This window comes from Nonomuraea sp. NPDC049480 (genome assembly GCF_044465905.1).
Lineage (GTDB): Bacteria > Actinomycetota > Actinomycetes > Streptosporangiales > Streptosporangiaceae > Nonomuraea.
Map to the genome: position 1 here is coordinate 415,053 of NZ_JBITMD010000006.1, position 22,765 is coordinate 437,817.

Here is a 22,765-nt window from a genome sequence, read left to right on the forward strand (position 1 = left end):
CGCGCCAGCGTCGTACGCCCGTCGCATGTCAGCCGGCCGGTGTCCGCCTCTCCGTAGGGGTCCAACCTCGGGTGTGTGGCGAGTCTTCCCGTCCAGGGGTGATGAGGCCGGATTCGTACGCCAGTGCCACGATCTGGGCCCGGCTGGTGAGGTTGAGCTTCGCCATGGTGCGGTTGAGGTGGGTTTTGACGGTGGCTTCGCTGACGCGGAGTCGGGTGGCGATCTCGGCGTTGGACAGCGCCCGCCCGACCAGTTTGAGCACCTCGACCTCGCGGGTGGTGAGGAGGTGCAGCGCGGGCGAGAGCAGGAGCGGGTCCCTCCGGCTGGTGTAGGTCTCGATCAGGCGCCGGGTGACGCTGGGTGCGAAGAGCATGTCACCCGATGCGACAGTGTGGATGGCGGCGATGAGTCGTTGCGGCGGGGTGTCCTTGAGGAGGAACCCCGACGCGCCGATGCGGAGGGCGTCGTAGACGTACTTGTCCAGGTCGAAGGTGGTCAGTATGAGAACGCGGGGCCGATGGTCGCTCTCCGCGGACAGGATGCGCTCGGTCGCCGCTACCCCGTTCATGCCCGGCATTCTGATGTCCATGAGGATGACGTCGGGTCGGGTGGCCGCCGCCTGGTCGACGGCTTCCTCGCCGGTCGCCGCCTCTCCGACGACGTCGAGGCCGGGGTCCGCGCGCAGCAGCGCCGCGAGGCCCGCACGGACGAGGATCTGATCATCGACGACGAGTATTTTGATCATGTGTTCGGCTTACCGTGTGACTGAGGAGGGTTGGTCGTCCGGGTGCGGGGACGACAGGGGCAGGGCGGTCACGACCTCGAATCCGCCTGACGGCTTCGAGCCGGCCGCGACCGTTCCCTTGTAGAGCTTGACGCGTTCGCGCATGACGATCAAGCCGTGGCCGTTCTCTGGAGGGACGGCGGCCGCCCCACGCCCGCCATCGGTGACGCGCAGTTCCGGCTCGGCGGCGTAATGGAGGGAAACCCGCGCCGTGGGCGGGCCGCGTGTTGGAGCACGTTGGTGAGGCATTCTTGGGCGAGCCGTCTGTTGCGCTCGGCCGGCATCCCGGGTGCTGTTGCCGGACGTTCAGGAGACGGCGACCATGATGCTCATCCGCGCGAGGTTCGGCAAGGTGAACTCGTCCGGGCCAAGGAACGCCGCGTGCCACAGGTGACGGCCGGGGGCAGGACGCATGGGACGGACACGGCGGGCCATCGCCGGCCGGCCACGGTGTAGAGCGCCAGAAGCGGGGCCACCGAGGATTTCAGGTCAGGAGACCCAGGGTTTCGGGCGTTTCCGAGGCTGTCATCTGCCGGTCAGGGCCGGCTTCCTCCTGCGCGCACTGGTTGATCAGATCGGCGAGGGCTTGCCGGTCCTGCTCGGGGAGGTCCTGCAGGAGGGCGATCACCGGCTCCAGCAACTGCATCGAGCCCTCGGCGATGGCGTCGTCGTCGCTGATGTCCAGCCTGATGACGATCTCCGTGAGGGCCTTGGCGAGGGTGCGTTCGAGCGGGGTCATGATAGGGCTCCTGGCCGCTCGTGCGGCGGACATCGCGTCGCGGGCGCTGAATCGACACTGGACTGGCCCCACTGCGCACGCTGTCTCACGAGCCCAGGTCATACCGCGACGACCGATCACCACAGCAAACCCAACGATCTTCGATTACCCCGACGTGCGGAAACGGGACCAGCCGTAGATCATCAAGCGCCTGTCTCGCGGCCGGCGGGGCGAGTGTTTCCGCCTGTCCGGGGCGGTCGCGCGCTGGAGCCGGCCCACCCATCCCTCCAGGGCCGGTGGTGGCGTCAGGTGGTGTCGGGGCTTTTGGCCTCCCACACGAGGTGCCCGTCGGCCCATATGCGGGCGATGGTGCAGTAGGTGCGGGCCGGGTGTTTTGCGGATGGAGTTCGCGGGGGGGAGGGGGGGCCTGGTAGCAGATTTGGGCTGAGGATCGGATCCGCGGACTTCGCGTCGTTGGAGGCAGAAGCGCCGGCGCGGCGGTGGGAGGCGCGGCAGCAGCGGACACGCCGCGGGTAGGTCGGGGCCGCGTTCAGGATTCGGTTTGACATCTCGTAATCTTGTCTTGACTCGCGATAATGTCACTTATCGCGAGTCGGAATCCATGATCATTTACCGTGATTCACCCCCGAAAGCGGGCCAGCATGAGCGAGCGTCATGAGAGTGGCCGGGCGGCCCGTTGAGCCGCTACTACGACATCGACGGCAATCTGATCTCCCAGGAGGAGGCGGCCCGGCTGCTCGCCGAACCTGACGGGCGGACGATCGGCGACGACTCCGTCATCACGGGTAAGGGCACGTTCCGGATCACGACGGCGCACGTGGTGCGCGACCATGCGGATGGCGGGCCGGTGCCGCTGCTGTTCGAGTCGCTGGTGTTCTTCGATCCGCTGGACGGCAGTGTCGATCCGGAGTCGTCCGGCGAAGACGTGCTGAGCTTGCACTGGTCGACCCGGCAGCAGGCCGAGGATGCGCACGCGAAGCTGGTGCAAGAGATCATCGAGCAGCAGGACATTCCGGCGTGGGCGAAAGACGAGGTTTGACGCGATCTACGGAACCGAGATCGTCAGACACGACCTGCCCGCTCCGTCCCCGCGACGCTCGCTGACCTGACTGTCAGCGAGTCCACCCGCGCCCGCATCGAGGACGGCGTCCCCGCGCACACGCGCCGCGCCTACGAACGCCAGTGGAACACCTTCCTGAAGTGGTGCGCCGGCCACAAGGCCACCCGCTCACCTACTGGCATGGCGACCCCGCGTTGTCCTCATCCGACAAGGCGAGCTCGGTGCGGGACCACGACAGCGTCGCCTGGGTCCTCTTCGACGACAAGCAATATCGCGATCGTCGTTTCTGTGCTTCCAGCGTCCAGACGTCGCCGTGTCGTCGGTGACAGGCGCGGTGTCGACCGTCGGCCGGCTCGCGACCGGCGTGACGGGGCGGCGACACCGGCGATCGGCCCCCTCGTCCTCTACTCGGTCTACGAGGGGTGGGTCACGCGCGACGACCTGTACCGATGGCTTCTGGAGCTCGGGCCGGAGCAGCGATGGCGGCCGCCGGGGAGCGGCCGCCATCAGCGGTGAGGGTCAGGAGTGCGGGCAGGTGTCGCGGTACTCCTCGATGGAGAGGCCGCTGGGCGGCGGACAGAGGAAGGGGTCGTAGCGGAGGTCGTCGTCGACCCAGCGCTTCAGCCAGGACACCATCGACTTGGCCATCGTGGTGTTGGTGGACAGCGGGAAGAGGTGGCTGGCGCCGTCCAGTTCCAGGTACGCCTTCTCCGACGAGGCCGGGATGCTCTCGTAGAACCGCTCCGCGTGCGTGGACACCGAGGCGACGCTGTCGTTCTCACCACCGATGATCATCGTCGGGACGCGGATGCCCGACCACGTCTTCGTGGCGTGCCAAGGGGCGAACGGCACGGCGGCCTGCAGGGACGGGCGGCTGTTCGCGGCCTCCAGACTGCCGCCGCCGCCCATCGAGTGACCTGCCACCGCGAGCCGGGAGGGGTCGATGCGGTTGCGGATCGTGAGTGAGCTCTCCTCGACCAGGTAGTCGAGCGCGGCCAGGAGCTGTCGGCCGCGGCTGTCGGGCTGGTCGAAGCGCGAGTTGGTGTCGATGCCGATCACGACGAAGCCGTGCGAGGCGATGCGTGGGCCGAGCCAGGACAGGGTGGACCAACTGGCCGAGTACCCGGGTGAGATGGCGATCGCGCCGAACGTGCCCTGGCTGGTGTCGGTCGGGTAGTAGATCACGCCTCCGCCGAAGTCGCTGACGCTCAGCGAGGAGACGTTCTGCTGCGCGGTCGCGAACGGGCCGCGGCTCGCTTCGAGAATGGCGTCGGTGGGGGCGGGGCCGCGCTCGTACGGGCCGGCCGCCTGGGCGGGGGAGGCGGTCGCGATGCCGGCGGCGAGTAATGCGACCGTGAGGGCGAGTTTGGTCAACGCTCGCGCGCCGCGCTGGGGGGTGGAGAGCTGCACGTCGTCATACTCCCTGCTCGTAGGGGGGTGACTGCTGTCTGTCGCCATTGTTGGGACGATCAGTCAGCCGTGCATCGGTGAAATCACCGGTCTCCGTGCTCAGGACATGAGCCTTGCCAGTTCGACTCGGGAGCGGACGCCGAGGCGGCTGAAGATGTTCCTCAGGTGGTGTTCGACGGTGCGGCGGCTGAGGAAGAGCTGCCCGGCGATCTCGTTGTTGGTGGCGCCCTCGGCCACCAGGCGGGCGATCCGCAGTTGCTGGGCCGTGAGCTGCTGGGTCGTCATGGTCGCGGGCGCGGGGCGTACCGGCTCGCCGGACGCGCGGAGCTCGGTCCTGGCCTGCTCAGTCCACAGGCGGGCGCCGTACCGTTCGAACGTCTCCAGCGCCGCGTGCAGATGGTTCCTGGCCGTGCCCGGGCGGCGGTCGCGGCGCAGCATGCTGCCGTAGAGCAGCCGGGTACGTGCCGCCTCGAACTCGCACAAACCCTGCCCGTGCAGGTCGAGCGCCTCCCGGAACAGCTCCTCGCTCTCGCCGGGCGCGGCCAGCAGCGCGCGGCAGCGGGCCACCAGCGCGCGCAGGTCCGGGCTGCGCGTGCTGCCGACCCAGCGCTCGAACACCCGCAGCGCCGACCTGGCCTGCTCATGGTCGCCGGTACGGGCGGACGCCTCAATGAGGTGCGGGGTGGCCAGCACCCGGATGACGACGTGGTTGTTGCGCCGCTCGGCCCGCAGCCGGTTGGCCGCGTCGGCGGGGCGCCCCGCGGCCAGGTCGAGGTTGGCCAGCGCCCAGTTGCCGATGGCGCCCGCGATGCCGAGGTCGTGGGCGTCGGCCAGGTCGATGGCGGCGTCGGCGCGTACCCGGCAGGTCTCCTGGTCGCCCTCCACGGCCGCCGTGATCGCGAGCCAGGCCAGGTGCTGGGCCGCCGTGTTGCGCTGCCCCGTCTCCTGAGCCAGGCGCAGTCCGTTGGCCGCGGTCTCCGCGACGGACGCGTAGCGTCCCGTCCGGATCTCTGGGTAGATCATGTACTCGAGCAGCTGCGGCATGGCCGAGGCGGCGCCGCGAGCGCGGGCGGTCTCGACGGCGCGGGCCGACAGACGGTGCGCCGTGGTGTCCTCGCCGAGCAGCATGCTGGCCACGCACGCCCACACGAGCACGGCCGGATCGTGGACCGACGCGGCCAGCCCGACGACGCGCCGGAGCGGGCCCGCGGCCTCCTGGTGCAGGCCGCTGAAGGTGGCGGCCATGCCGGCCAGATACTCGAACATGAGCTGCGTGGGCACCGTCTCGTCAGGGCGGCGCAGCGTGGCGGCCTGGCGCGCGATCGCGAGGAACGCCCGATTGTCTCCCGCGCGGTAGCTGGCGTCGGCGGCCCTGACGAGCGCGCGCACCCCCAGCATCCGGTGGTGGCCGTCGAGCAGCCGGCCCGCCGCCGCCAGCAGCTCCTCGCGGGCGTTCCCGATCTCGCCGCCCAGAAGCTCCAGGCTGCCACGGAGGAGCTGTACGTGGCCGCGCAGCTCCTCCGGAGCGGTGAGCGCGCGCAGCCGGGCCAGGAGGGAGCGGGCCACTCGGGGGTGTCCCGAGATCCACGCATGACGGGCCGCGGCGGCCAGCCGTTCTGCCTTGACCGGAGCGCGTCCCGTGAGCTCGGCCGCCCGTTCGAGCGCCAGGAACGGCTCCGGGTGGCCGCCGTCCGAACGGGTTTCGGCCGCCGCCGCGGCCAGTTCGTCCCCCAGCCGCTCGGGGGGCCCGTCGAGCGCCCAGGCGCGGTGCCAGGCCCGCCGCAGCCGCTGCGTCTCCTCCAGCAGCGTCGCCAGCAGGCGGTGGGCGCGGCGCCGCTCGGACAGGGACGCGTCGTGGTACGCCACCGCCCGCACGGCGGGGTCGCGAAACTCGTAGCGGTCCGCGACGGAGGACAGGATGCCCGAGCGTTCGGCCGGTTCCAGCACGGCCAGCGCGCACGCGGGCAGGGCGGCCCGGATCAGGGTCGCGGTGTCGAGGCCGGGGGCGGCGGCGATCAGCAGCAGAAGGCGCCGAGCCTCCTCGGGGAGCGAGGCGAGGCGGGCCGCGTGCGCGCGCCACAGCCGGCCCGTCCGGGGAAGGGTGGCAGGCGGCGCGGCCAGGCCCGAGCGCTGGTCGGCGGTGAGGGAGGCGATGAGCTCGCCCAGCGCCAGGGGGTTGCCCAGGGCGATCTGGTCGAGCGCCGCCAGGAGGTCGTCCGCGAGCCGCTCGGGCGCCAGGTCGCCGGCGAGCTCCCGGACGGCCGCCTCGTCAAGCCCGCTCAGCACCCGGATCGGCACCCCCTCCGGCGCCCGCTGCCCGTCGCGGGCCGCGAACAGCAGCGCGATCGACTCGCCCGCCATCCGTCTGGCCACGAACGCGAGCACGTCGCGGCTGGCCGGATCCAGCAGGTCCACGTCGTCCACGCAGGCCAGCACCGGATGGTCGGCGGCAACCGCGGACAGCAGGCCGAGTACGGCGGCGGGCAGCGCGAGCCCGTCGGCGCCCGCGCCGGATTCCAGCGCCGCCGTCAGCGCGCGGGCCTGTGCGTCCGGCAACGCCGAAACGAAGGCGGCGACCGGCCGCAGGAGCCCGTGCAGCCCCGCGCACGGCACCCGCGACTCCGACTCCACTCCCGAGACCCGCAGGACCCGGAGGCCGGGAGCCGCCCGAGCAGCGGCCAGGTCGAGCAGCGCCGTCTTGCCCATGCCCGGCGCGCCTGCCAGCAGCAGCGCCCCGCCGCGACCGGCGCGTGCGTCGTCGAGCAGCCGCAGCAGCGCGCTCTCCTCCTCGCCGCGGCCGCGCAGCACGGGTACGCGGGCGGGGTCCAGGGCCGGGGACACGCCATCCAGTGTTGCGCGTGCATGTCGCCGCTGAAAGAGACGTTCTGAAGGGAGCGGTGATTCCCCCTCCATACCGGCGCGAGCCCGCATGTTCGATGGCAAGCTCTTGGATCTTCTCCGGCAGCGGATCCTGCTACGGAAAGACGACGTCACAAGATCAGCGACAGATCCTAACTACTCGTACGAGGGTCTGCACAAATACCCGTACGCCGACATAGAGGAACGTTCGTTGGATTTCTCTGATTGCTGGGAACCCTCAAGGGACGGCCCGTGGATGACCTGGGAGATGTGCGCCTGGGCGAGCCGGCGCAGCGTGGCCAGGACGGTGTCACCGAGCACCACGATCTCCAGCGCACGCTCCCGGTCGGCCGGGTCGCCGACGACCCGCAGGTCGGCCTCGGCCACTCGCTCGGCGGCCACGGAGTGGTCGTCGAACACTTCCAGCATGTCCTCGCGGCCCAGCTCCGCGAGGCTGGTCACCAGCCCGATGAGGACATGCCGCCCCGGGTGCTGGTCGAGGTCCTTCCACCCCCGGCGCCGCAGCAGGTTGTCCACGATGCGCTCGGCCGCATCCCAGTCGGGGCCCGGAGGCGGGTCGTCCTGCGCGGTCACGGTGAGCGGAGCGACGCCCAGCAGGTCCGTGCCGCTGACGTCCGGGTCGTCCAGGTGCGCGATCAGGTCACGGATGACCGCGATGCTGAGATCGCCGTACTCGACGAGCGCGCACACGAGCTTGAGCCTGCGGACGTGCGCCGCGTCGTATTCGGCCTCGTCGCGGCCTACGGGCCGTCCTGGAGGCAGCAGCCCCTCCCGCAGGTAATACTTGATCGTGGGGACCGAGACCCCGGTCTGCACGCTCAGAGCAGCCATGCGCACGCTCGGGGCTCCCTCTTGTGGTCAGTGAAGACGGCTCCTTGCGACACTGGGCCGGCGCTCGCGCCGCTGTCGCGACCGGCAATGGTCGGCGAAAGTGTCAGCCGCCCGGTTGTCTGCCGCCGGTCACGATGCCGCCGAGGTCGACCAGACCCGTGCTCGACCGCCGTGAGGGAAAGGGGCAGCTCACGGATCCGGTGTCCCGCGCGATGTTGGCGGCCGCAGCGATGTCCCGGGCGTCGACCTTCGCGATCAAGCAGTTGTCCGGGTACTCGGCCTCCAGGTCGGCCACGCTTTCGGGCACGGTGCACCGCCGTCACCACGTGGTCACCCGCCGCGAGCGCCGACTCCGCCAGTGCGCGCCCGAAACCGCGGGACGCGCGGTGATGATCCAGGTCTGTGTCGTCATGGCGGGAACGCTAGGGCTTCGAGCGCGCTCGAACGCAAACTCGCGCCACTGCGAACACGGAAGATCACGACCAGTAGGCGCACCACACATGGGCGAAGCGCGCGGCATTACGCGGCGGCGTCGCAGCCACCGGAGAGCCGGTCCAGTTCCTGCCGTGGTAGCGGTCCAGCCTGAGATGTGACCAACGGTGGCCGGGCAGCATGGTAGGCGGATACCAGGCGAAGGAGAGGATCGTGAGGTGCGTCCATGGTCGCCGCACTGTAGAGCGGTGAACGCCGCTGCGATCACACGTAGGGGCTCGCGGCGATCTCGCTCATCAGCCATGCGGTGAAGAGCTTCAGCCGTCGCCCGGCCGGCCGGTCCTTCGGCCTGGTCAGGTAGTACGCGCTGCCCGGATCGATCTCGACGTCGAACGGGCGGACGAGTTGGCCGGTCCGGACGTCATCATGGATCAGACCGGAGAAGAACAGGGCGGCGCCGTGGCCGTCCAACGCGAGCCTGCGCAACGTGTGCGAGTCGTCTACCTGGTCGGCTCTGGGCGGTTCGGGGACCTTGACGCCGGAGGCTTCGAACCAGCGGATCAGTTGCTCGATGCTGAACTCGTACATGAGCCTGTGGTCGAGCAGGTCGTGGGGGTGGGGATCAGGAGGCAACTGCTTGAGGTAGCCGGGGCTGCACACGATCGTGAGCCTGCCGTGCAGCACCAGAGTGCTCTCGGCGTTGGGCCAGTCGCCCGGACACCAGTTGATTCCCGCGTCCAAATTGTCGGTGAGGAAGTCGGCCGGCTGGTAGGCGTGGTGCAGCCGTAGGTCGATGTCCGGGTGATGGGCCCAGAATCGTCCCAGCCGCGGGGTCAGCCACCTCGCCGAGAAGTACGGGGCGACGCTGACCGTGAGAGTTTCCTGCTGGTCGGTCCGTTTGACCTCTCGAACCGCGCGGCTGAGGATCTGGAGCGCCTGCGAGCACTCGGGCAGGAGCCTCATTCCGCTCGGGGTGAGCTCGATACGCCGGTGCAGGCGCGTGATGAGCGGAACTCCGAGCTCCTCCTCCAGATGTCGCACATGGTGGCTGAGCGCGGCCGGGGTGACATATAGCTCCTGAGCTGCCTTGGCGAAACTAAGATGACGCCCGACCGCCTCGAAGGCTCGAAGCTTTGTCAGTGTCCCTGAATCCAGCTCCATGGATGAACGTTACGTTAGTTGGGCTTATGTGTTATACCGCCCAGATAGGCGTCGGCCACTCTGGGTCTGCGCGGCGATTCGACGACGTGGCCCTCGAGCATGCGGGCGTCGTTCCGCTCGCTACCACGCCATGACCCCGCCGACACCGTCGCGCAGCGCGCGACGGTAGACGAGGTTGGCCGCGACCATGTCCTCCATGCCGATCCCCATGGCCTTGTACACGGTGATCTCATGGTCGTCCCGCCTGCCCGCCCGTGGGTCCAGGACGACCGCACCCAGCGTCGTGGCCTTGCTGGGATCGGCGGTGGAGAGTTCGGCGCACCCGATCGGCACCGGTTCAAAGGCGTCGAGTGACTCCACGAACAGTCGATGCCGCTGCGCCAGTTCGTGGGGCAGCTCACCCTCCGGCGGGAAGTACCCAACGGAGGACACATGCGCGCCGGCCTTCAGCCAGCCCGGATCGATCACTGGTGCGGCCGCGTGCGTCGCCAGGCAAACCACGTCCGATTCGCGCACCGCGGCCTCCAGGTCCGCCGAGGCGTGGGCGATGTCGTCGCGAGCGGCCAGCCGCTCCGCCTCGGCGACGTGGAGCGAGCACACGTTGATGTGGTCGAATTCCCGGATCAGGGGCAGCAGTCGCAGGTGCTCGCGAGCCTGGACACCCGCGCCGACGATGGTGGCGACCCGCGCGTCGCGCCGGGCCAGCAGCCGCGCGGACAGCACCGCGGACGCCGCGGTGCGAATCCCGGTGATGTAGGTCCCATCCATGACGCAAGTCGTCGCCCCGGTCTCCGGATCGAAAAGGTTGATCATGGCGAGGTGGTTGGGCAGCCCGAGATCGAGGTTTCCGTCGAAGACGTTCACCACTTTCACGCACATCTGCCAACCCGGTTGCCAGGCCGACATAGCCAGGGAAAAGCCCCTGCCCGGAACGGTCAGCTCCGGCCGGAAAGGCGACTGGACCTCGCCCAGTTCGAGCCCCCGAAATCCGTCCTCCAGGCCGTCCAGCAACTCCTGGGGATCGAGGTTCTCCTCGACCTCGGCCTCGGTGAGCGTGAGAATCTCACGAACTCCCTTGACGATCTCGAAGGCGGCCCTGCTCGCCGTCCCGGTCATGTGGATCTCCTTGCGTTCAGTCGGGGTTTCGGTTCATTCGATTCTGGGAGAGGCAGCGATTCCACTCAACCGAAAAGTTTGCGGCTCACATGAACAGAACTAATGTGACTACGCGATCAGGGTGTACTCGCGAGATCGCTAAAGCCGTGCTGGGGCTTTGGATGCCTTCTGCGTATCGTGTAGAGGACGAATTCGGTGTAGCGCGCCGCGCACCGCCCCACGCCGGCACGAGGCGACAGACGGCCAGGACAGCACTGGATGCCGAACGCCCTACGTGCTCCGTTCCTCAAACGGTGTACGAAAAACGACGGCGGTGTGAGCGGAGTTTGGAAGAAGGACGGCCCCAGCCCCAGGGCCCAGCCCGGGTGTTGAGCCGGACGGTGGCGATCCGGGTGGTGCGGTGGATCTCACCCCTCCTGCGGAGTGCACCTGCGCCGCCGCGGCCATCCGGTCATGCGACGGGTTCCGTCCTGGTGCGTCGATCAGGTGCCGTATGTGTGTGCTTGACGCGGCGAAGCGTCTGCCGTTGCTCGCTGAAGTTCGTCGACCGGATACGGCGTCCGTTTGGTCTCGGTGACAAGCCGACGGTGGAAGCCGCTCAGGATGAGGGCGGTCCTGGCGTGCCGGTCGATGATCGCGGCGATCGCGGGTGGGAGGTGCTCGCGCGTGGTGCTGCCCGCGATCCAGTCGCGTAGGAAGGCCTCGTGCTGGGCGCCATTGCGCACCTCGCCGGGCAGGTGGTGGCGGAGCAGATGGCTCGCGGTGTAGTGACGATCGTAGGCGAGGTGATCAGACAGGAAAGCTGCCTCGGCCGCAGAGAGGTCGAACCGAGAAGATAGCGCGAGCCCGAAGTCTGCGAAGTAGAGCAAGCGGCCGTCGGTCAAGACGTTACGGAAATGGGCGTCGAAGTGGACGAGCCCGTTGGAGCTCATGAAGGCGGCCCCGCGGGCAAGAGCTTGCTCTGCCCATGCGTACGGTGAGGCATCTGCGTCACTGTCCTGGTGGCCGGCCAACCAGGCGGCCAGCGTGTGGGGGATGTGTTCCAGGAAGAGGACCAAGCTGAGCGAGGAGCGGCTGATGGACTTCAGCCGTTCGCGCACCGCCGGGGAGCCCTCCCAGTGCGTGACCGCTCCGTCGATGCCTCCCAATTCGTCGGCGAAGCCCACCGGAGGCGAGTCGGGTATCACCCGCCAGTGGTACATCAGGGGGAAACCCTCATAGATGTCGCCGAGGACCCAGTTGGTGGTCATGGTGTGGGTTGCCAGTTCGCGCCAGGCCCCGAATCCGGCTGAGCCGATGCCGTACTGGTAGAAGGTGGGCAGGCCGAAGAGGTTGGCCGTTGATCGGACGTGCTCCGGTCGCGTTTCGAGGTCCGTCAGCGGAACCCGCTTGACGAACACCCGCTTCCCGTCAATGTCCAACTCTGCCGATCTGCCGCCGATACCGGAGCCGTGAGGCGTGGCCGCGGTCACGAGGTCGATGATCTGGTGGTCGCTCAGCATGGACAGGTGAGTGGAAACGGCCTGGTAGGCGGCTAGGCGTGCCGCGTGCAGCAGGTCCAGATGGCGCATTTACGGCTCCAGGCAGTCTTGCCGAGGCGTCGATGATCGCAAATATGACTGACCTTACCCGTGTCCCGCTGCATGGAAGGCCGCTGTGCGGGTGCCGGGGCGCCCCTGTTCGCCAGGTCCTCTGCCGCACCAGATCGGCTGCAGTCGGAAAAGCGGTGCGATTTCAAAGAGTCGCTACCAGAGGCCGCCGTTGACATCCAAGACGGTTCGGGTCATGTATGACGATTCGTCGCTGAGCAGGAACGCCACAGTGGTGGCCACTTCCTGAACGGCGCCGAACCGGCCGCTGGAAATCGTGCTGAGATACTGTTCACGGCGCTCCGCAGGAATCAGCCGAGCCATGTCGGTGTCGATGACTCCTGGCGCCACCGCGTTGATCCTGATGCCGTGAGATGCGTATACGCGGCCAAGGCCCTTCGTCATGGCGATCAGGCCTCCTTTGGATGCCGCATACGACGGGTCCGGGCTCCCCATTCTGCCGCTGACCGACGCCACGTTCACGATCGAAGCCTTGCTGCCGTCCGCGATATGGCTGCCGACGAATTCCCGGCACAATACGAGAGGGGCGACGAGGTTGACGGAGCGACGCCTCGCACGCCTGCCGCACGTAGGCGGCGTCGCCGCCGATCCGGACGGGCTCGCCCAAGCGGTTGGCGAAGCCGAACTTCGTGGCCAGCACCACCTCGTCAGCGGCGCCCGGCGATGGCCCGCCCGATCAGCTGCTCGTTGTGCCCGCCGCCGTAGAAGTCGGCGGTGTCCAGGAAGGTCACCCCGAGGTCAAGGGCGTGGCGCAGCGTCGCGATCGACTGCGCGTCGTCCGCGGCGCCGTACCCGTGGCTCATGCCCATGCACCCCAGGCTCTGCGCGGAGACCGCGAGTTCGCCTAGCTCATCACCGGCCTGGTGGCTCCGTACGCGGATCGCCACCGTGTGTCGCTCAGTGAGGCGATGAAGCGATCCGCACGCGGTCGCTGTCGTTGTCGGACAGGAATGACGCCAGCGCCCGTCCCTCCACGACTACGGCGGTACGGTCGGCCCGTGAGAAGGGGCGGAGCGGGGTGATGACCACGGTGTCGGCCGCGACGGTCCAGGTCGCGGCGACCCGGCCGTCCACCAGGACGACACGTTCGCCCGCGACCGACAGGCCGCGGTAGGCGTCGTCGATAATGCGGCTGCGGTCGTGGTAGCCGAGGATCGCGTTGTCGAAGGCGGGCAGGAACCGTACCGGGGCCGGTGTGCCGGGGTCGGGGCGTGGCGCGTCGGGCAGATCCAGTAGTTCCCGGCCGCGTGTGTCGCGAAAGCTGATCAGTTCTTCGCGGATTTCGGAGACCGCGACGGGCAGTCCGGCCAGTCCGCACCAGGCGCGCAGGTCGGCGGTGGCGGCGGGACCGTAGGCGGCAAGGTAGCGGCGTACCAGGGCTTGGCCGACAGGATCGGCGTCGTCGGTGGCCGGTGGGTCGATCTCGCGGCCCAGCCAGGAGGAGAGCAGGACGTTGCGCACTCCGCCCTTCGTGCGCCACAGCCCGCGCGGCGGCAGCTGCACCATCGGGATGAGGGCCGCGACCAGCATCTCGCCCAGTGGCCGCGGCCCAGGTTCCGGCCAGCGGCCGGCGACCGCCCGCGCGAGCTGGGACATCGAGCGCGGCTCGCCGTCGGCCATCACCGCGAGGCCCGCTGCCGCGAGCTCGTCGAGGTCGACCCCGTCGAGTTCGCGGCGGTAGGTACCAAGCACCCGCTGACGCAGCATGACGTCGTGGCGGGCCCGCCAGGCCAGGACATCGTCGGCGGCCATGAGGTGCACGGTTCGGCGCATGAGGTGGGTACGGACCACGCTCCGCCGTACCAGCAGGTCCGAGAGCAGAGCCGGATCGAAGGCCCGCACCCGCGCCCAGAGGCCGACGAACGGTTCCTGCGGTTCTTGGGCTTGCAGGCCGCACAGGTGCGCGACGGTGTCGAGGACCGGCAGGTCGGCGCGGTTGAGCAGCAACTGCCGGGCCAGCGTCGCGCGGTTGAGCGCCCGGATGTCCAGAACCGTCATGCCGCGGCGCGTTCCTCGGCCGACCGCCGGCGTAGCGGTTCTCGGGTGAGGGTGTAGGACACGTCGAGCGGGCCGAGGCCGGTTCCGGCCAGCGGGATGAGCTGCTCGACGGCGTCGAGTTCGCGTACGCCGGTCAGGTGGCGTGGCACCCAGTGCATCATGTTGTCTTGTGCCTTGGGCCGGCCCTTGCGGTAGCGGCCGGTGAGCAGGCCCATCGCCAGCGGGCTCCACACCAGCGTCATGGTGCCCAGGCAGTAGGGGCTGACCTGGATGCCGGTACGGCCCGGCGGTCGCATCTTCATGGCTGGCTCCTCGCCGGGTGGTCAGGACGCGTGGTGGTCGCCGGCCACGTCCACGACCCAGGTGACGCCGAAGCGGTCCGTCAGCATGCCGTACAGCGGCGCCCACTGTGCGGGGCCCAGCGGCTGCGCGATGGCCGCGCCGTTGGAGAGCTTCTCCCAGTACGCGCTGATCTCCTCGGCCGAGGCGCCGCGGAGTGAGACGAAGGACGCGTTCTCGCCCCGGTGGTACGGCAGGCGCGAGGGCACGTCGTAGGCCATGACGTGGAACCCGTTCTCGGCGGCTACCTGGCCCCACATCACCTGGTCCGCCTCCGCCGGCTCCTGGACGTTTCCGGCGTCCTTGTAGGTGACCATGGCCAGGTCCCCGCCGAAGACGGACTGGTAGAACGTGAGCGCCGCCCGGGCGTCGCCTCGGAAGTTCAGGTGGGCTACAGCCTTGACGGACATGTTTGGCTCCTTCTCTCTGTGCTCTGTTTCTCTCTGTGCTCTGTGACCACGGTCGCAGCGGAAGCGGACAGGTTGTGGCCGCTACTATGGGGATCATGCGGAAAACTTCGGCGCGGCTGCTCGCGTTGTTGTCGCTGCTGCAGGCGCGCCGCGACTGGCCGGGGGCGCTGTTGGCCGAGCGGCTGGAGATCAGCCCGCGCACGGTACGCCGCGATGTCGACCGCCTGCGCGAGCTCGGCTACCCCATTCAGGCGATCAAGGGCCCCGACGGCGGATATCGGCTGGGGGCCGGTACCCAGTTGCCCCCGTTGCTGTTCGACGACGAGCAGGCCGTCGCCCTCGCCGTCGCGCTCCAGATCGCCACCACCAGCGGGGCCGGGATCGAGGAAGCCGCGGCACGCGCACTGAACACCGTCCGCCAGGTCATGCCCGCACGACTGCGCCACCGCATCGACACCCTCCAGGTCACCGCCGTCGAACGGCCCGCGGCCGCACAGGTCGACAGCCGTGTGCTCACGACGCTCAGCGCCGCCGTCCACGCCCGCGAGGAGCTGCGCTTCGACTACAACGGCGCAGAGCCCCGCCGGGTCCAGCCCCGCCACCTCGTCACCTGGGGCGGACGCTGGTACCTCGTCGCCTGGGACCTCGACCGCGACGACTGGCGTACCTTCCGCGCCGACCGCATCACCCCGCGTATCCCCACCGGGCCTCGTTTCACCCCGCGCGAGTTGCCCGGAGGGGATGTGGCCGCCTTCGTGAGCAGCAGATTCCGCGGCTCCTCAGACGGCTCGAGCGACTGGCCTTGCCGCGGCGAGGTGATCCTCGACCTGCCCGCCGCCGTCGTGTCCCAGTACACCCGCGACGGAGTCGTCGAGGAACTCGGCCCGGAACGTTGTCGGCTCGTCCTGGGCTCGTGGTCATGGCCCGGTCTGGCCGCCGCCATCGGCAGGTTCGACGCCGACATCGAGGTCGTCGGCCCGGCCGAGCTCAAGAATGCCTTCGCGCGGCTGGCCCACCGCTACACCAGCGCCGCGACCGGCAGATCCGCCGCATTCACCACGCCGCCCTCTGACGGGTGATCGACGCCGACGCAGCGGCGTCGATGGCACACCACCGGCGTTGATTCCTACCGGCAGGAGCTGGCTGCCACCTGCCCCGACCGCCATCGTTCCAGCCTCGCCAAAGTGCTGACTCACCTCGGCGTGACCCTCTCGGAGCTCGGCAGGCCGGGCGACGCCCTGACCGCCGAGCGGGAGGCCGTCACGATCCGCAGGCAACTGGCCGCGGCCGACCCCGCTCGCTACCGGGCTCGTCGGCAGTGCTCGGGCCTTCAGGCCGGGGCCGACTAGCCCGCGTAGCGGGGGCAAGAGCAGCCGATTCGCCGCCAGGCGGACCGGCGTCCCCCGGGCTCAGACCGGTCGATTCTGCTGCTCGATGTACTGGCGCACGATCGACAACGGTGCACCGCCGACAGAGCCGGCGAAGTAGGAGCCCGACCACAGTTTGCTGGCCCGGTAGTAGTGGGCGGCCAGTTCGGGGAACTCTTGCCGCATCCGCCGGGATGACACTCCCTTGAGGCTGTTGACCAGCTTGGACAAAGTGATCTTGGGCGGGAAATTCACCAGAAGATGGACGTGGTTGTCCGCGCCGTTGAACTCTCGCAGTTCGGTTTCGAAGTCGGCGCACACGGAACTCATGATCGCTTCCATGCGGGTCAGGTGGGTGCCGGCGAAGACCCGGTGGCGGAACTTCGTCACGAAAACCAAGTGTGCGTGGAGCATGAAAACGCAGTGCCTGCCGGTTCTGATATCACTGTATTCGGCCATAGCCCAACTGTAGGATGCGGTCGTGCAGCTTCGTTACTCCTTCCGCCTGGACCCGGCCCCCGCCCAGCGCATCGCGCTGGCGCGAGCGTTCGGGTGCGCGCCTTGGCGGTCAAGGGGCTGGCACGCACGAGGCTGGCTAAGAGCGCGGAATCCCCGGGATTCATTCATCCCGAGGAGCGCGTCAAATGGCCTCGGCCCCGCGCGAGCTGTCCACGGCCGTCACCCTGCTGCCGCACGGCCGCACTCTGGTCGCCTCCATCACCGCCGTGGTCGCCGCAGCAAGCGAGCGGCAACTGCGGGGCTGCCGAACTCGATGTCGAGGATGGCCAGGAACGCCGCATAGGCTTGGGGGGACCAGTCGGTGTTCACGTGGCCGGCGACCATGTGCGTGCCGTCGCGGCTGCCCATGACGAGGGTGAACGTGCCGTAGTCCGCGCCGCCGTTGCCCCACACGTGCACGCCGCTCTCGAGCTTCTGCTCGACCCACACGCCGAGCCCGTAGCGGGTGTTGGGCAGCCAGCCGGAGCCGTCGGTGGACACGGTCGTGAACATCTCCTCCATCTGTGCCGGCTTGAGGATGCGACCGGACAACAGCGCCGAGAAGAACGTGAGCAGGTCGCCGGTCATGGAGATCATGCCTCCTGCGCTCCAGGCGGTTGTCTCGTTCGACTCGGTCGCGTCGTGCAGCGGTGCCGCCGGGTCGGGCGATTCCAGCCTGGAGTAGTGCACCGGATGCGGTCCGGGAATGACCGTCTGCGTGGTGGGCAACGATGTTCCGGTCAGGTCGAGCGGCCGCAGAATGAGCCGATCAAGCACATCGCCGTACGATTCGCCGGTGGCTTTCTCGACCATCATCGCGGCCAGGTAGTACTGCGTGTTGGAGTACCGGAACGCCTCGCCGGGCGCGTTGTAGGGCGGATGCCGTAGAGCGATCCTCACTAGTTCTTCGGGAGTGAAGACCTTGAACCGGCGTTCGTACCAAGCCTCGCCTTGGCCGCGGGCGTAGAACTCTGGGTCCATGCTGAAGTTGAAGATGCCGCTGGTCTGGTTCAGCAACTGCCGTAACGTGATCTTGCCGCCGTCATAGTGACTGTGATCGAGCAAGCCGGGCAGCCACTTTTCCACCGTATCGTCGAGGCTGAGCGCTCCTTCTCCGACTAATTTCAGTGTGGTGGCGGCGGTGAACGCCTTAGCGGCACTGCCGATACGGAACAACTCCTCCGGTTTGCGCTCGCGGCCGGTGCTGATGTCGGCTTTGCCCGCAGACGCGAACCAGCGGGAGTCGCCCTTGGCGATCTCGGTCACGATGCCCGGCGTCACGCCCGAAGACACTGCGTCGTCCAGTACGCGCTGCACCGCCTCGGGGTTGGTTCCGGTGTTGCTTGTCGTTGCCATGGTGTCTCCTTTCGACTGTCATCGGTCGCGCTTGGTCACTGCTTTGATCTGATTCAGGGTGGGAATCGGCTCCGCTTTCGGGTGACTTCTGGCTCCATTCAGCGGTCTTGGCGGCTTTGATCGCGGGTGGGTTTCGGCCCCGCCTGGGTCAACCCTGTGTGCACGTCGTCACAGTGATCCCTGCCCCGAAGTCTTCAACGGTGACCCGGTCGAAGGTGTGCGGGGTGAACCCGCCGTTGAAGAGTGGGATGCCGGCGCCGTCCTGGGCCTTCAGTCGCCGGACGAGGGCAGCGCGTGGACGGCGAGTCCGACGCCTGGACCGGCCGCAGCGAGCGTCGTGGAGACGACGAACTGGTGTAGATGCGACCATGGGCTGTCGGTGCCGCTGTTGAGGTCCATCTCGTAGGTGGCCCGGCCCATGAGGACGGTGTCGAAGCGCTTGTTGGGGGCGTTTCGGAGACCGGCGGCTCCCCGGTACGCGGTCGGGACGGTCTCGGGATGGCGCTCATTCATGGCGGTCATGAGATCGAGATTGACGGGGAAGAAGTCGGCGGCCCCGTCGGGGGCCGCGATCAAACCGTCCAGGCTGACAGCGGTGTAGTGGACGAGCTTTCGCATGATGTCCTCCGCCTCATGGCACTCTGACTGTAGTGATATGAAGGTAGTACTTCACTTGTAGTGGTGTCAAGGTCGGACCGCGGTCATGCGGGAGACGGTGCGCCGTGTCGCCAAGGACCGGTCGGGATACCTCGCGCTGATCGAGTTGCGGCCAGCCCTCGGGCGATTCCTCAGAACGCCTGCCGGCCGTGGGACGGTCCGATCCAGCAGTCCGTACGACGGTGCCATCACTTCGTCGCCGCGGCCGGTGGTCCACTGTGCAGTGAGCAGGAACACGCAGTCCATCCGTCCGGCATTGTGCCGAGGTCGTCGTCGCGCCCGGCCTGGATCCGCGACCGCTGGGCCATCGGACGGCCGTCCTCCTGCCGGAACTGGCCCCCCTGGGAACCCCAACGCTGCGGCCAGCCCTCCGGCGAATCCTCCCAGAACTCATGCCGGCCGTAGACGGTCCGATCCAGCAGTCCGTACGACGGTGCCATCACTTCGTCGCCCCGGCCGCTGGTCCAATAGGTCTCGAAGACCCGGTCACCGTCTCGGAGATAGCACGCCAGGATGCCGAAGTACCGGTCTGCGATCAACCGGTCCACGGAGTCCTGTGGCACCGAGTACCAGGGAACGGGGTAGCCCATGAACTCGCGATACCGCGAGGCCTCCTCGTACGGTCCCTCACACAAGACCGCGTAGCTGACGTCACGTGAGTGCAGGTAAGCCAGCTCGGTGACATGGGACGTGTTGAAGGTGCAGCCCTCGCACTGCTCCGCGGCGGGCCTGCCGGTGTGCCACATGTGGAAGTAGGCGATCAACTGGGACCGACCGTCGAAGATGTCGATCAGCGGCACCGATCCGCCCGCTCCGACCAGCGGAGTCTGCGGATCGACTTCGACCATCGGGAGGCGGCGTCGGGCGGCGGCGATCGCATCGCCCTCCCGAGTGTGGGCCTTTTCCCGGACCCGAAGCCGGTCCAGTTCGGTCTGGAACGCGGCCCGGTCGACGACCGGGGGCTTGGCCGCGACGCCGATCGCTGAAACGTCGGGTTCGGTGGGCTGGTTGGTCATGGTGAAATCCTTTCTCGTACATGCCCGTACAGAAACGGCCGTTTCCGCACGCTTCCGGAAGTGGTGACCAGGAAAAACGTTCAGTCATGGACCAGCATGCGAGCTCCGTCAACCCGTGCCGCATGAGCCATTCGGACGGAGCTCGCCCACCCCCGCGTCGTCAGCCCGGAAGGCGCCGATTGCAGATGCTCTTGATGCATAGCTCGGTGGTCATTTTTGGCGATCCGGCGCCTTGACCGATACCTTGTCGCCCCACCGGCGGCAGCGGGCGTCGACGTGGAGCGTCTTGCCCACCAGTTCGTCGAGGCCGTCGGCGAACGTGAACGTGCTCCGCACCCTGCCGGCCAAGGCCCGCGGAGGTCAGCGTGACAGTGGAGGTGAGCCTCATGTCCGGCTCCCAGCCGGCGTGGATCAGACGCGCAGGTCGGCCGCCGCGCCTGATCTGCCGCCGCGCCGATGGCCTCTCGGCAGGGAGGCCGTCGGCATGCGTTCGGATAGACCGATGCGCGTCGATTCAGCAACTGCGCAGGCTCCGGACCTCGTTTCTCGAGGTGGTTTCACCGCCGACGTAATCGAATATATCGAAATAGTCGGGTCCGCGGACGGTCACGCCGTACGGTTGCCAGACGCCGTCGGAGTAGTAGCAGGGGTCGGCGCAGTAGCCCGGGCCGATGTAGAAACCCCCGGCTTTTTGCCAGCCGAGGTGGGAGTCCGTGCGCCGACCGGCCGGCAGGATATGCGTCCACGGTGTTTGTCCACGGTTCTGATACACCCCGATCCCGATCTGGTTCCCGGGCTTGTTGTAGATGTAACTGCTGGGCACTGACTGAGCGTTGACGGGAATGCTCAGCGACATCACGGCGACCGCCGGCAAGGCCAGCACCGCCGGCTTTCGCAGAAACTTCATCATGCCCCTTCCCGCCAGACGCTGCGGTGGCTTGATTCACCGCCACCGTACTGTTTCTGATCAGGACCCGAAACCGCCGATCCTGCTCGCCCTCATGACAACACTTTGCGGCTTCATCGTGGCTTCACATCGGCGTCACGCGGCGGGCCCGACCTCGGCGAAAGCTTCCAGCTCACATGCGCAAGGAACCATTCCGCTCTGACTTGCAAGAAGAGGGCGGCAATCCACGACGACCATCACTTCGCTCCACGGTCGTTACCGGGATTGAAGACACTCTCTGACCTCTGGGCCACCTCAGCATGGAGGGTCGTACAGGATGCCGGGGGCGTAGCGTTCCCACTCGGCTTGGGTGATCGAGGTCCCGGCGGTGGCGCAGATGGAGGCCGTGGAGATCCTGAAGGAGCTGAACCGGGTCGGCGGCAGAAAATCCCGGCCGGGGCGCCGACGTCGTTCGTCCCGGCGCGGTACGCCGGCCCCGGCACCTACCTGATCATCGAGTGCTCACGAACGCCGTGATCACCTGGACCACCGAGTACTACGGAACGGCGATCGGCGAGCTCCGCGCCCAGGGCCGCGACGTCCCCGGCGAACTGCTGTCGTTCATCGCCCCCGGTCACCGTGAGAACATCAACTTCTTCGGGTTCATCACCGCCGACATCGAAACCGGGCTCGCCAAACTCATCGAGGGGTGGCGGCCACTGCGCCCGACCAGGGTCCACGACGCGAGCCTGCCCTTCCTGCTCAACCCGTGACCTGCTGACCCACGGACGACGAGACGATCATCGCCGTCACTCCCGCCCCACTGGCCGACCTCGACATCCTCACCCGCGTCCTGGAGCATTCGGGTGGACAGTCATCCGAGACGCGCCTCACGTCACCAGGGAAAACACCAAGAGGCAGCGACCGTCACAGACAGCTGCTTCAGGGCTTCGGGTAGCGTTCGGAGGACCACCCCCGTCTGGCGCCGCATGCCGCTTCGGCCGGCGCACCCACCCGACCCACCCGACCCACCCGACCCGGCCGGCCCGGGCGAGCGCGCCGGATGAACGCGGCATACGCCGTCGCTCTGCTGCGATGGGCCCGTGACGGGGCGGATCGCCGATGAAGTCGCGCCTCGCCGTCGCGCCACCGCTGCTCTCTATCGACAACTTGGTATGGTGCGCAGGTTGCACCGCTTGGAGAGTTACGGCAGCGCTCAAGGGGAGGAGGGGCCAGGCGATGATGCAGGCGTCAGAGGTCTCGCGTGCGGTGGCCGCAGCCCTGTCGACCGCCTCATCACTTGACCTGACAGCCGACGACGCGATCGTTCTTCATGACTCGAACAAGCTCACTCTGCGTCTCCTGCCTTGTGACGTCCTGGCCCGGGTGGCACCTGTAGCGCATCAAGTCGCACAGTTCGAAGTCGAGCTTGCTCAGCGGCTCGCCGAATCCGGGTGCCCTGTGGCTGCTCTCGAGCCTCGAGTGGAGCCACGCGTCTATGAGCGTGATGGCTTCGCGATCACGCTATGGACCTACTACGAACCCGTGACACCTCGAGAGTTCTCACCAGCCGACTACGCCAATGCGCTCGAGCGGCTGCATGCCGGCATGCGCAAGCTTGATGTCCCGACGCCGCATGTCACGGATCGAGTCGAGCAGGCTCAACAACTCGTGGCGAACCGCGACCACACTCCGGCGCTCGCCGACGCGGACCGGGAGCTGCTCGGCGACACGTTACGAAGCCTGAGACGAGTGATCGGCGAGCGCGGCGGCGCCGATCAGCTGCTGCACGGCGAGCCGCACCCGGGCAACGTGCTCACCACGAAGAACGGGCTGCTGTTCGTAGACCTTGAGACGTGTTGCCGTGGGCCTGTCGAATTCGACCTCGCCCATGCGCCCGAAGAAGTCAGCGTGCACTATCCGGGTGTCAATCAAGGCTTGCTGCGCGAGTGCCGGATCCTCGTGCTGGCGATGATCACAACGTGGCGCTGGGATCGAGGCGACCAACTCCCGAACGGGCGCCGGCTGGGCACAGAATGGCTCAGCCAGATCCGGGCAGCGCTCGATCGCAAAGGGCTGGATACCCATGGCTGATCGCGGGCCGTCGAGGCCGTAGCCGGCTGGCTGTTGATGCCGGGATCTGCCGTGATCCTGGCCTTGGCCGGTCGCGGGGTCGGGAACGACGGGACAGCCCGGCGGGATACCACGATCCGCC

General features: G+C 68.2%; 26 protein-coding genes. 6 read left to right on the top strand and 20 right to left on the bottom strand.

What is annotated here, in order from left to right:
* Window positions 1-28: 28 nt before the first annotated feature.
* Window positions 29-745, bottom strand: coding sequence for a response regulator (locus ACIBX3_RS20540; RefSeq protein WP_397119156.1), 717 nt, complete (start codon window positions 743-745; stop codon window positions 29-31).
* 523 nt (window positions 746-1,268) lie between these two features.
* Window positions 1,269-1,523 (bottom strand): hypothetical protein, encoded by a 255-nt coding sequence (locus ACIBX3_RS20545; protein WP_397119158.1) that lies wholly within the window; start codon window positions 1,521-1,523, stop codon window positions 1,269-1,271.
* 676 nt (window positions 1,524-2,199) lie between these two features.
* On the opposite strand from ACIBX3_RS20545, the gene ACIBX3_RS20550 reads away from it, so the two are divergent.
* A complete protein-coding gene (locus ACIBX3_RS20550; protein WP_397119160.1) occupies window positions 2,200-2,562 on the top strand; it encodes a hypothetical protein in 363 nt (120 codons plus the stop codon).
* Window positions 2,563-3,102: 540 nt separating this feature from the next.
* Here ACIBX3_RS20550 and ACIBX3_RS20555 read toward each other — a convergent pair.
* The 12 genes from ACIBX3_RS20555 to ACIBX3_RS20610 all read right to left on the bottom strand — a co-directional run bounded on the left by ACIBX3_RS20555 (window position 3,103) and on the right by ACIBX3_RS20610 (window position 14,770).
* Window positions 3,103-3,993, bottom strand: a complete 891-nt coding sequence (locus ACIBX3_RS20555; protein ID WP_397119162.1) for an alpha/beta hydrolase family protein — start codon at window positions 3,991-3,993, stop codon at window positions 3,103-3,105.
* 99 nt (window positions 3,994-4,092) lie between these two features.
* Window positions 4,093-6,834 carry an ATP-binding protein gene (locus ACIBX3_RS20560; RefSeq protein WP_397119164.1) on the bottom strand — a complete coding sequence of 914 codons (2,742 nt, stop codon included), beginning with the start codon at window positions 6,832-6,834 and terminating at the stop codon, window positions 4,093-4,095.
* A 174-nt stretch (window positions 6,835-7,008) separates the two neighbouring features.
* Complete coding sequence (locus ACIBX3_RS20565; RefSeq protein ID WP_397119166.1) at window positions 7,009-7,704, bottom strand: MerR family transcriptional regulator; 696 nt, start codon at window positions 7,702-7,704, stop codon at window positions 7,009-7,011.
* 103 nt (window positions 7,705-7,807) lie between these two features.
* The gene (locus ACIBX3_RS20570; RefSeq protein WP_397119168.1) at window positions 7,808-8,011 is read right to left on the bottom strand and encodes a hypothetical protein; all 204 of its coding nucleotides are present in this window, start codon (window positions 8,009-8,011) and stop codon (window positions 7,808-7,810) included.
* Window positions 8,012-8,400: 389 nt separating this feature from the next.
* Window positions 8,401-9,297: a LysR substrate-binding domain-containing protein gene (locus tag ACIBX3_RS20575; protein WP_397119170.1), complete on the bottom strand. Its 897-nt coding sequence runs from the start codon at window positions 9,295-9,297 to the stop codon at window positions 8,401-8,403.
* 120 nt (window positions 9,298-9,417) lie between these two features.
* Entirely contained in the window at window positions 9,418-10,413 is a 996-nt protein-coding gene (locus tag ACIBX3_RS20580; RefSeq protein WP_397119172.1) for an ornithine cyclodeaminase family protein, read from the bottom strand.
* A gap of 482 nt (window positions 10,414-10,895) precedes the next feature.
* Window positions 10,896-11,915 carry a protein kinase family protein gene (locus ACIBX3_RS20585; RefSeq protein WP_397119174.1) on the bottom strand — a complete coding sequence of 340 codons (1,020 nt, stop codon included), beginning with the start codon at window positions 11,913-11,915 and terminating at the stop codon, window positions 10,896-10,898.
* Between the two features lie 243 nt (window positions 11,916-12,158).
* The gene (locus tag ACIBX3_RS20590; protein WP_397119176.1) at window positions 12,159-12,539 is read right to left on the bottom strand and encodes an SDR family oxidoreductase; all 381 of its coding nucleotides are present in this window, start codon (window positions 12,537-12,539) and stop codon (window positions 12,159-12,161) included.
* A gap of 131 nt (window positions 12,540-12,670) precedes the next feature.
* On the bottom strand, window positions 12,671-12,826 hold the full coding sequence (locus ACIBX3_RS20595) for an aldo/keto reductase (RefSeq protein ID WP_397119178.1): 156 nt from the start codon (window positions 12,824-12,826) through the stop codon (window positions 12,671-12,673).
* Between the two features lie 94 nt (window positions 12,827-12,920).
* Window positions 12,921-14,021: a winged helix DNA-binding domain-containing protein gene (locus tag ACIBX3_RS20600; RefSeq protein ID WP_397119180.1), complete on the bottom strand. Its 1,101-nt coding sequence runs from the start codon at window positions 14,019-14,021 to the stop codon at window positions 12,921-12,923.
* A complete protein-coding gene (locus ACIBX3_RS20605) occupies window positions 14,018-14,323 on the bottom strand; it encodes a hypothetical protein (RefSeq protein WP_397119182.1) in 306 nt (101 codons plus the stop codon). Before ACIBX3_RS20605 ends, ACIBX3_RS20600 begins: the two co-directional genes overlap by 4 nt.
* 21 nt (window positions 14,324-14,344) lie before the next feature.
* Complete coding sequence (locus tag ACIBX3_RS20610; protein ID WP_397119184.1) at window positions 14,345-14,770, bottom strand: VOC family protein; 426 nt, start codon at window positions 14,768-14,770, stop codon at window positions 14,345-14,347.
* Window positions 14,771-14,865: 95 nt separating this feature from the next.
* Between ACIBX3_RS20610 and ACIBX3_RS20615 the strand changes: the two genes are divergently transcribed.
* Window positions 14,866-15,849, top strand: a complete 984-nt coding sequence (locus tag ACIBX3_RS20615; protein ID WP_397119186.1) for a helix-turn-helix transcriptional regulator — start codon at window positions 14,866-14,868, stop codon at window positions 15,847-15,849.
* 105 nt (window positions 15,850-15,954) lie between these two features.
* The gene (locus ACIBX3_RS20620; RefSeq protein WP_397119188.1) at window positions 15,955-16,119 is read left to right on the top strand and encodes a hypothetical protein; all 165 of its coding nucleotides are present in this window, start codon (window positions 15,955-15,957) and stop codon (window positions 16,117-16,119) included.
* A gap of 60 nt (window positions 16,120-16,179) precedes the next feature.
* Here ACIBX3_RS20620 and tnpA read toward each other — a convergent pair whose 3' ends face one another.
* Complete coding sequence (gene tnpA / locus ACIBX3_RS20625; RefSeq protein ID WP_397119190.1) at window positions 16,180-16,596, bottom strand: IS200/IS605 family transposase; 417 nt, start codon at window positions 16,594-16,596, stop codon at window positions 16,180-16,182.
* Window positions 16,597-16,618: 22 nt separating this feature from the next.
* On the opposite strand from tnpA, the gene ACIBX3_RS20630 reads away from it, so the two are divergent.
* Window positions 16,619-16,939 (top strand): helix-turn-helix domain-containing protein, encoded by a 321-nt coding sequence (locus ACIBX3_RS20630; RefSeq protein ID WP_397119192.1) that lies wholly within the window; start codon window positions 16,619-16,621, stop codon window positions 16,937-16,939.
* On the opposite strand, the gene ACIBX3_RS20635 is transcribed toward ACIBX3_RS20630, so the two are convergent.
* From ACIBX3_RS20635 to ACIBX3_RS20655, 5 genes are all read right to left on the bottom strand, one after another.
* The gene (locus tag ACIBX3_RS20635) at window positions 16,855-17,991 is read right to left on the bottom strand and encodes a serine hydrolase domain-containing protein (protein ID WP_397119194.1); all 1,137 of its coding nucleotides are present in this window, start codon (window positions 17,989-17,991) and stop codon (window positions 16,855-16,857) included. The two genes, ACIBX3_RS20630 and ACIBX3_RS20635, sit on opposite strands and share 85 nt — an antisense overlap.
* A 270-nt stretch (window positions 17,992-18,261) precedes the next feature.
* Entirely contained in the window at window positions 18,262-18,609 is a 348-nt protein-coding gene (locus ACIBX3_RS20640; protein WP_397119196.1) for a dihydrofolate reductase family protein, read from the bottom strand.
* A 227-nt stretch (window positions 18,610-18,836) separates the two neighbouring features.
* Entirely contained in the window at window positions 18,837-19,664 is an 828-nt protein-coding gene (locus ACIBX3_RS20645) for a DUF899 family protein (protein WP_397119198.1), read from the bottom strand.
* A 210-nt stretch (window positions 19,665-19,874) separates the two neighbouring features.
* Window positions 19,875-20,000, bottom strand: coding sequence for a hypothetical protein (locus tag ACIBX3_RS20650; protein WP_397119200.1), 126 nt, complete (start codon window positions 19,998-20,000; stop codon window positions 19,875-19,877).
* A gap of 178 nt (window positions 20,001-20,178) precedes the next feature.
* Window positions 20,179-20,574: a hypothetical protein gene (locus tag ACIBX3_RS20655; protein ID WP_397119202.1), complete on the bottom strand. Its 396-nt coding sequence runs from the start codon at window positions 20,572-20,574 to the stop codon at window positions 20,179-20,181.
* Between the two features lie 494 nt (window positions 20,575-21,068).
* Between ACIBX3_RS20655 and ACIBX3_RS20660 the strand changes: the two genes are divergently transcribed.
* Window positions 21,069-21,323, top strand: a complete 255-nt coding sequence (locus tag ACIBX3_RS20660) for a Tn3 family transposase (RefSeq protein WP_397119205.1) — start codon at window positions 21,069-21,071, stop codon at window positions 21,321-21,323.
* 469 nt (window positions 21,324-21,792) lie between these two features.
* Window positions 21,793-22,644 carry a phosphotransferase enzyme family protein gene (locus ACIBX3_RS20665; protein WP_397119336.1) on the top strand — a complete coding sequence of 284 codons (852 nt, stop codon included), beginning with the start codon at window positions 21,793-21,795 and terminating at the stop codon, window positions 22,642-22,644.
* Window positions 22,645-22,765 lie beyond the last annotated feature (121 nt).

Excerpts from the sequence above, each read along its gene's own strand:
- ACIBX3_RS20605 (WP_397119182.1), bottom strand. The coding sequence starts at position 14,323 with ATGAAGATGCGACCGCCGGGCCGTACCGGCATCCAGGTCAGCCCCTAC.
- tnpA (WP_397119190.1), bottom strand. The coding sequence starts at position 16,596 with ATGGCCGAATACAGTGATATCAGAACCGGCAGGCACTGCGTTTTCATG.
- ACIBX3_RS20635 (WP_397119194.1), bottom strand. The coding sequence starts at position 17,991 with ATGGCAACGACAAGCAACACCGGAACCAACCCCGAGGCGGTGCAGCGC.
- ACIBX3_RS20665 (WP_397119336.1), top strand. The coding sequence starts at position 21,793 with ATGCAGGCGTCAGAGGTCTCGCGTGCGGTGGCCGCAGCCCTGTCGACC.
- ACIBX3_RS20575 (WP_397119170.1), bottom strand. The coding sequence starts at position 9,297 with ATGGAGCTGGATTCAGGGACACTGACAAAGCTTCGAGCCTTCGAGGCG.
- ACIBX3_RS20610 (WP_397119184.1), bottom strand. The coding sequence starts at position 14,770 with ATGTCCGTCAAGGCTGTAGCCCACCTGAACTTCCGAGGCGACGCCCGG.
- ACIBX3_RS20545 (WP_397119158.1), bottom strand. The coding sequence starts at position 1,523 with ATGACCCCGCTCGAACGCACCCTCGCCAAGGCCCTCACGGAGATCGTC.
- ACIBX3_RS20600 (WP_397119180.1), bottom strand. The coding sequence starts at position 14,021 with ATGACGGTTCTGGACATCCGGGCGCTCAACCGCGCGACGCTGGCCCGG.
- ACIBX3_RS20655 (WP_397119202.1), bottom strand. The coding sequence starts at position 20,574 with ATGATGAAGTTTCTGCGAAAGCCGGCGGTGCTGGCCTTGCCGGCGGTC.
- ACIBX3_RS20645 (WP_397119198.1), bottom strand. The coding sequence starts at position 19,664 with ATGACCAACCAGCCCACCGAACCCGACGTTTCAGCGATCGGCGTCGCG.
- ACIBX3_RS20615 (WP_397119186.1), top strand. The coding sequence starts at position 14,866 with ATGCGGAAAACTTCGGCGCGGCTGCTCGCGTTGTTGTCGCTGCTGCAG.
- ACIBX3_RS20580 (WP_397119172.1), bottom strand. The coding sequence starts at position 10,413 with ATGACCGGGACGGCGAGCAGGGCCGCCTTCGAGATCGTCAAGGGAGTT.
- ACIBX3_RS20585 (WP_397119174.1), bottom strand. The coding sequence starts at position 11,915 with ATGCTGAGCGACCACCAGATCATCGACCTCGTGACCGCGGCCACGCCT.
- ACIBX3_RS20640 (WP_397119196.1), bottom strand. The coding sequence starts at position 18,609 with ATGCGAAAGCTCGTCCACTACACCGCTGTCAGCCTGGACGGTTTGATC.
- ACIBX3_RS20565 (WP_397119166.1), bottom strand. The coding sequence starts at position 7,704 with ATGGCTGCTCTGAGCGTGCAGACCGGGGTCTCGGTCCCCACGATCAAG.
- ACIBX3_RS20595 (WP_397119178.1), bottom strand. The coding sequence starts at position 12,826 with ATGAGCCACGGGTACGGCGCCGCGGACGACGCGCAGTCGATCGCGACG.
- ACIBX3_RS20540 (WP_397119156.1), bottom strand. The coding sequence starts at position 745 with ATGATCAAAATACTCGTCGTCGATGATCAGATCCTCGTCCGTGCGGGC.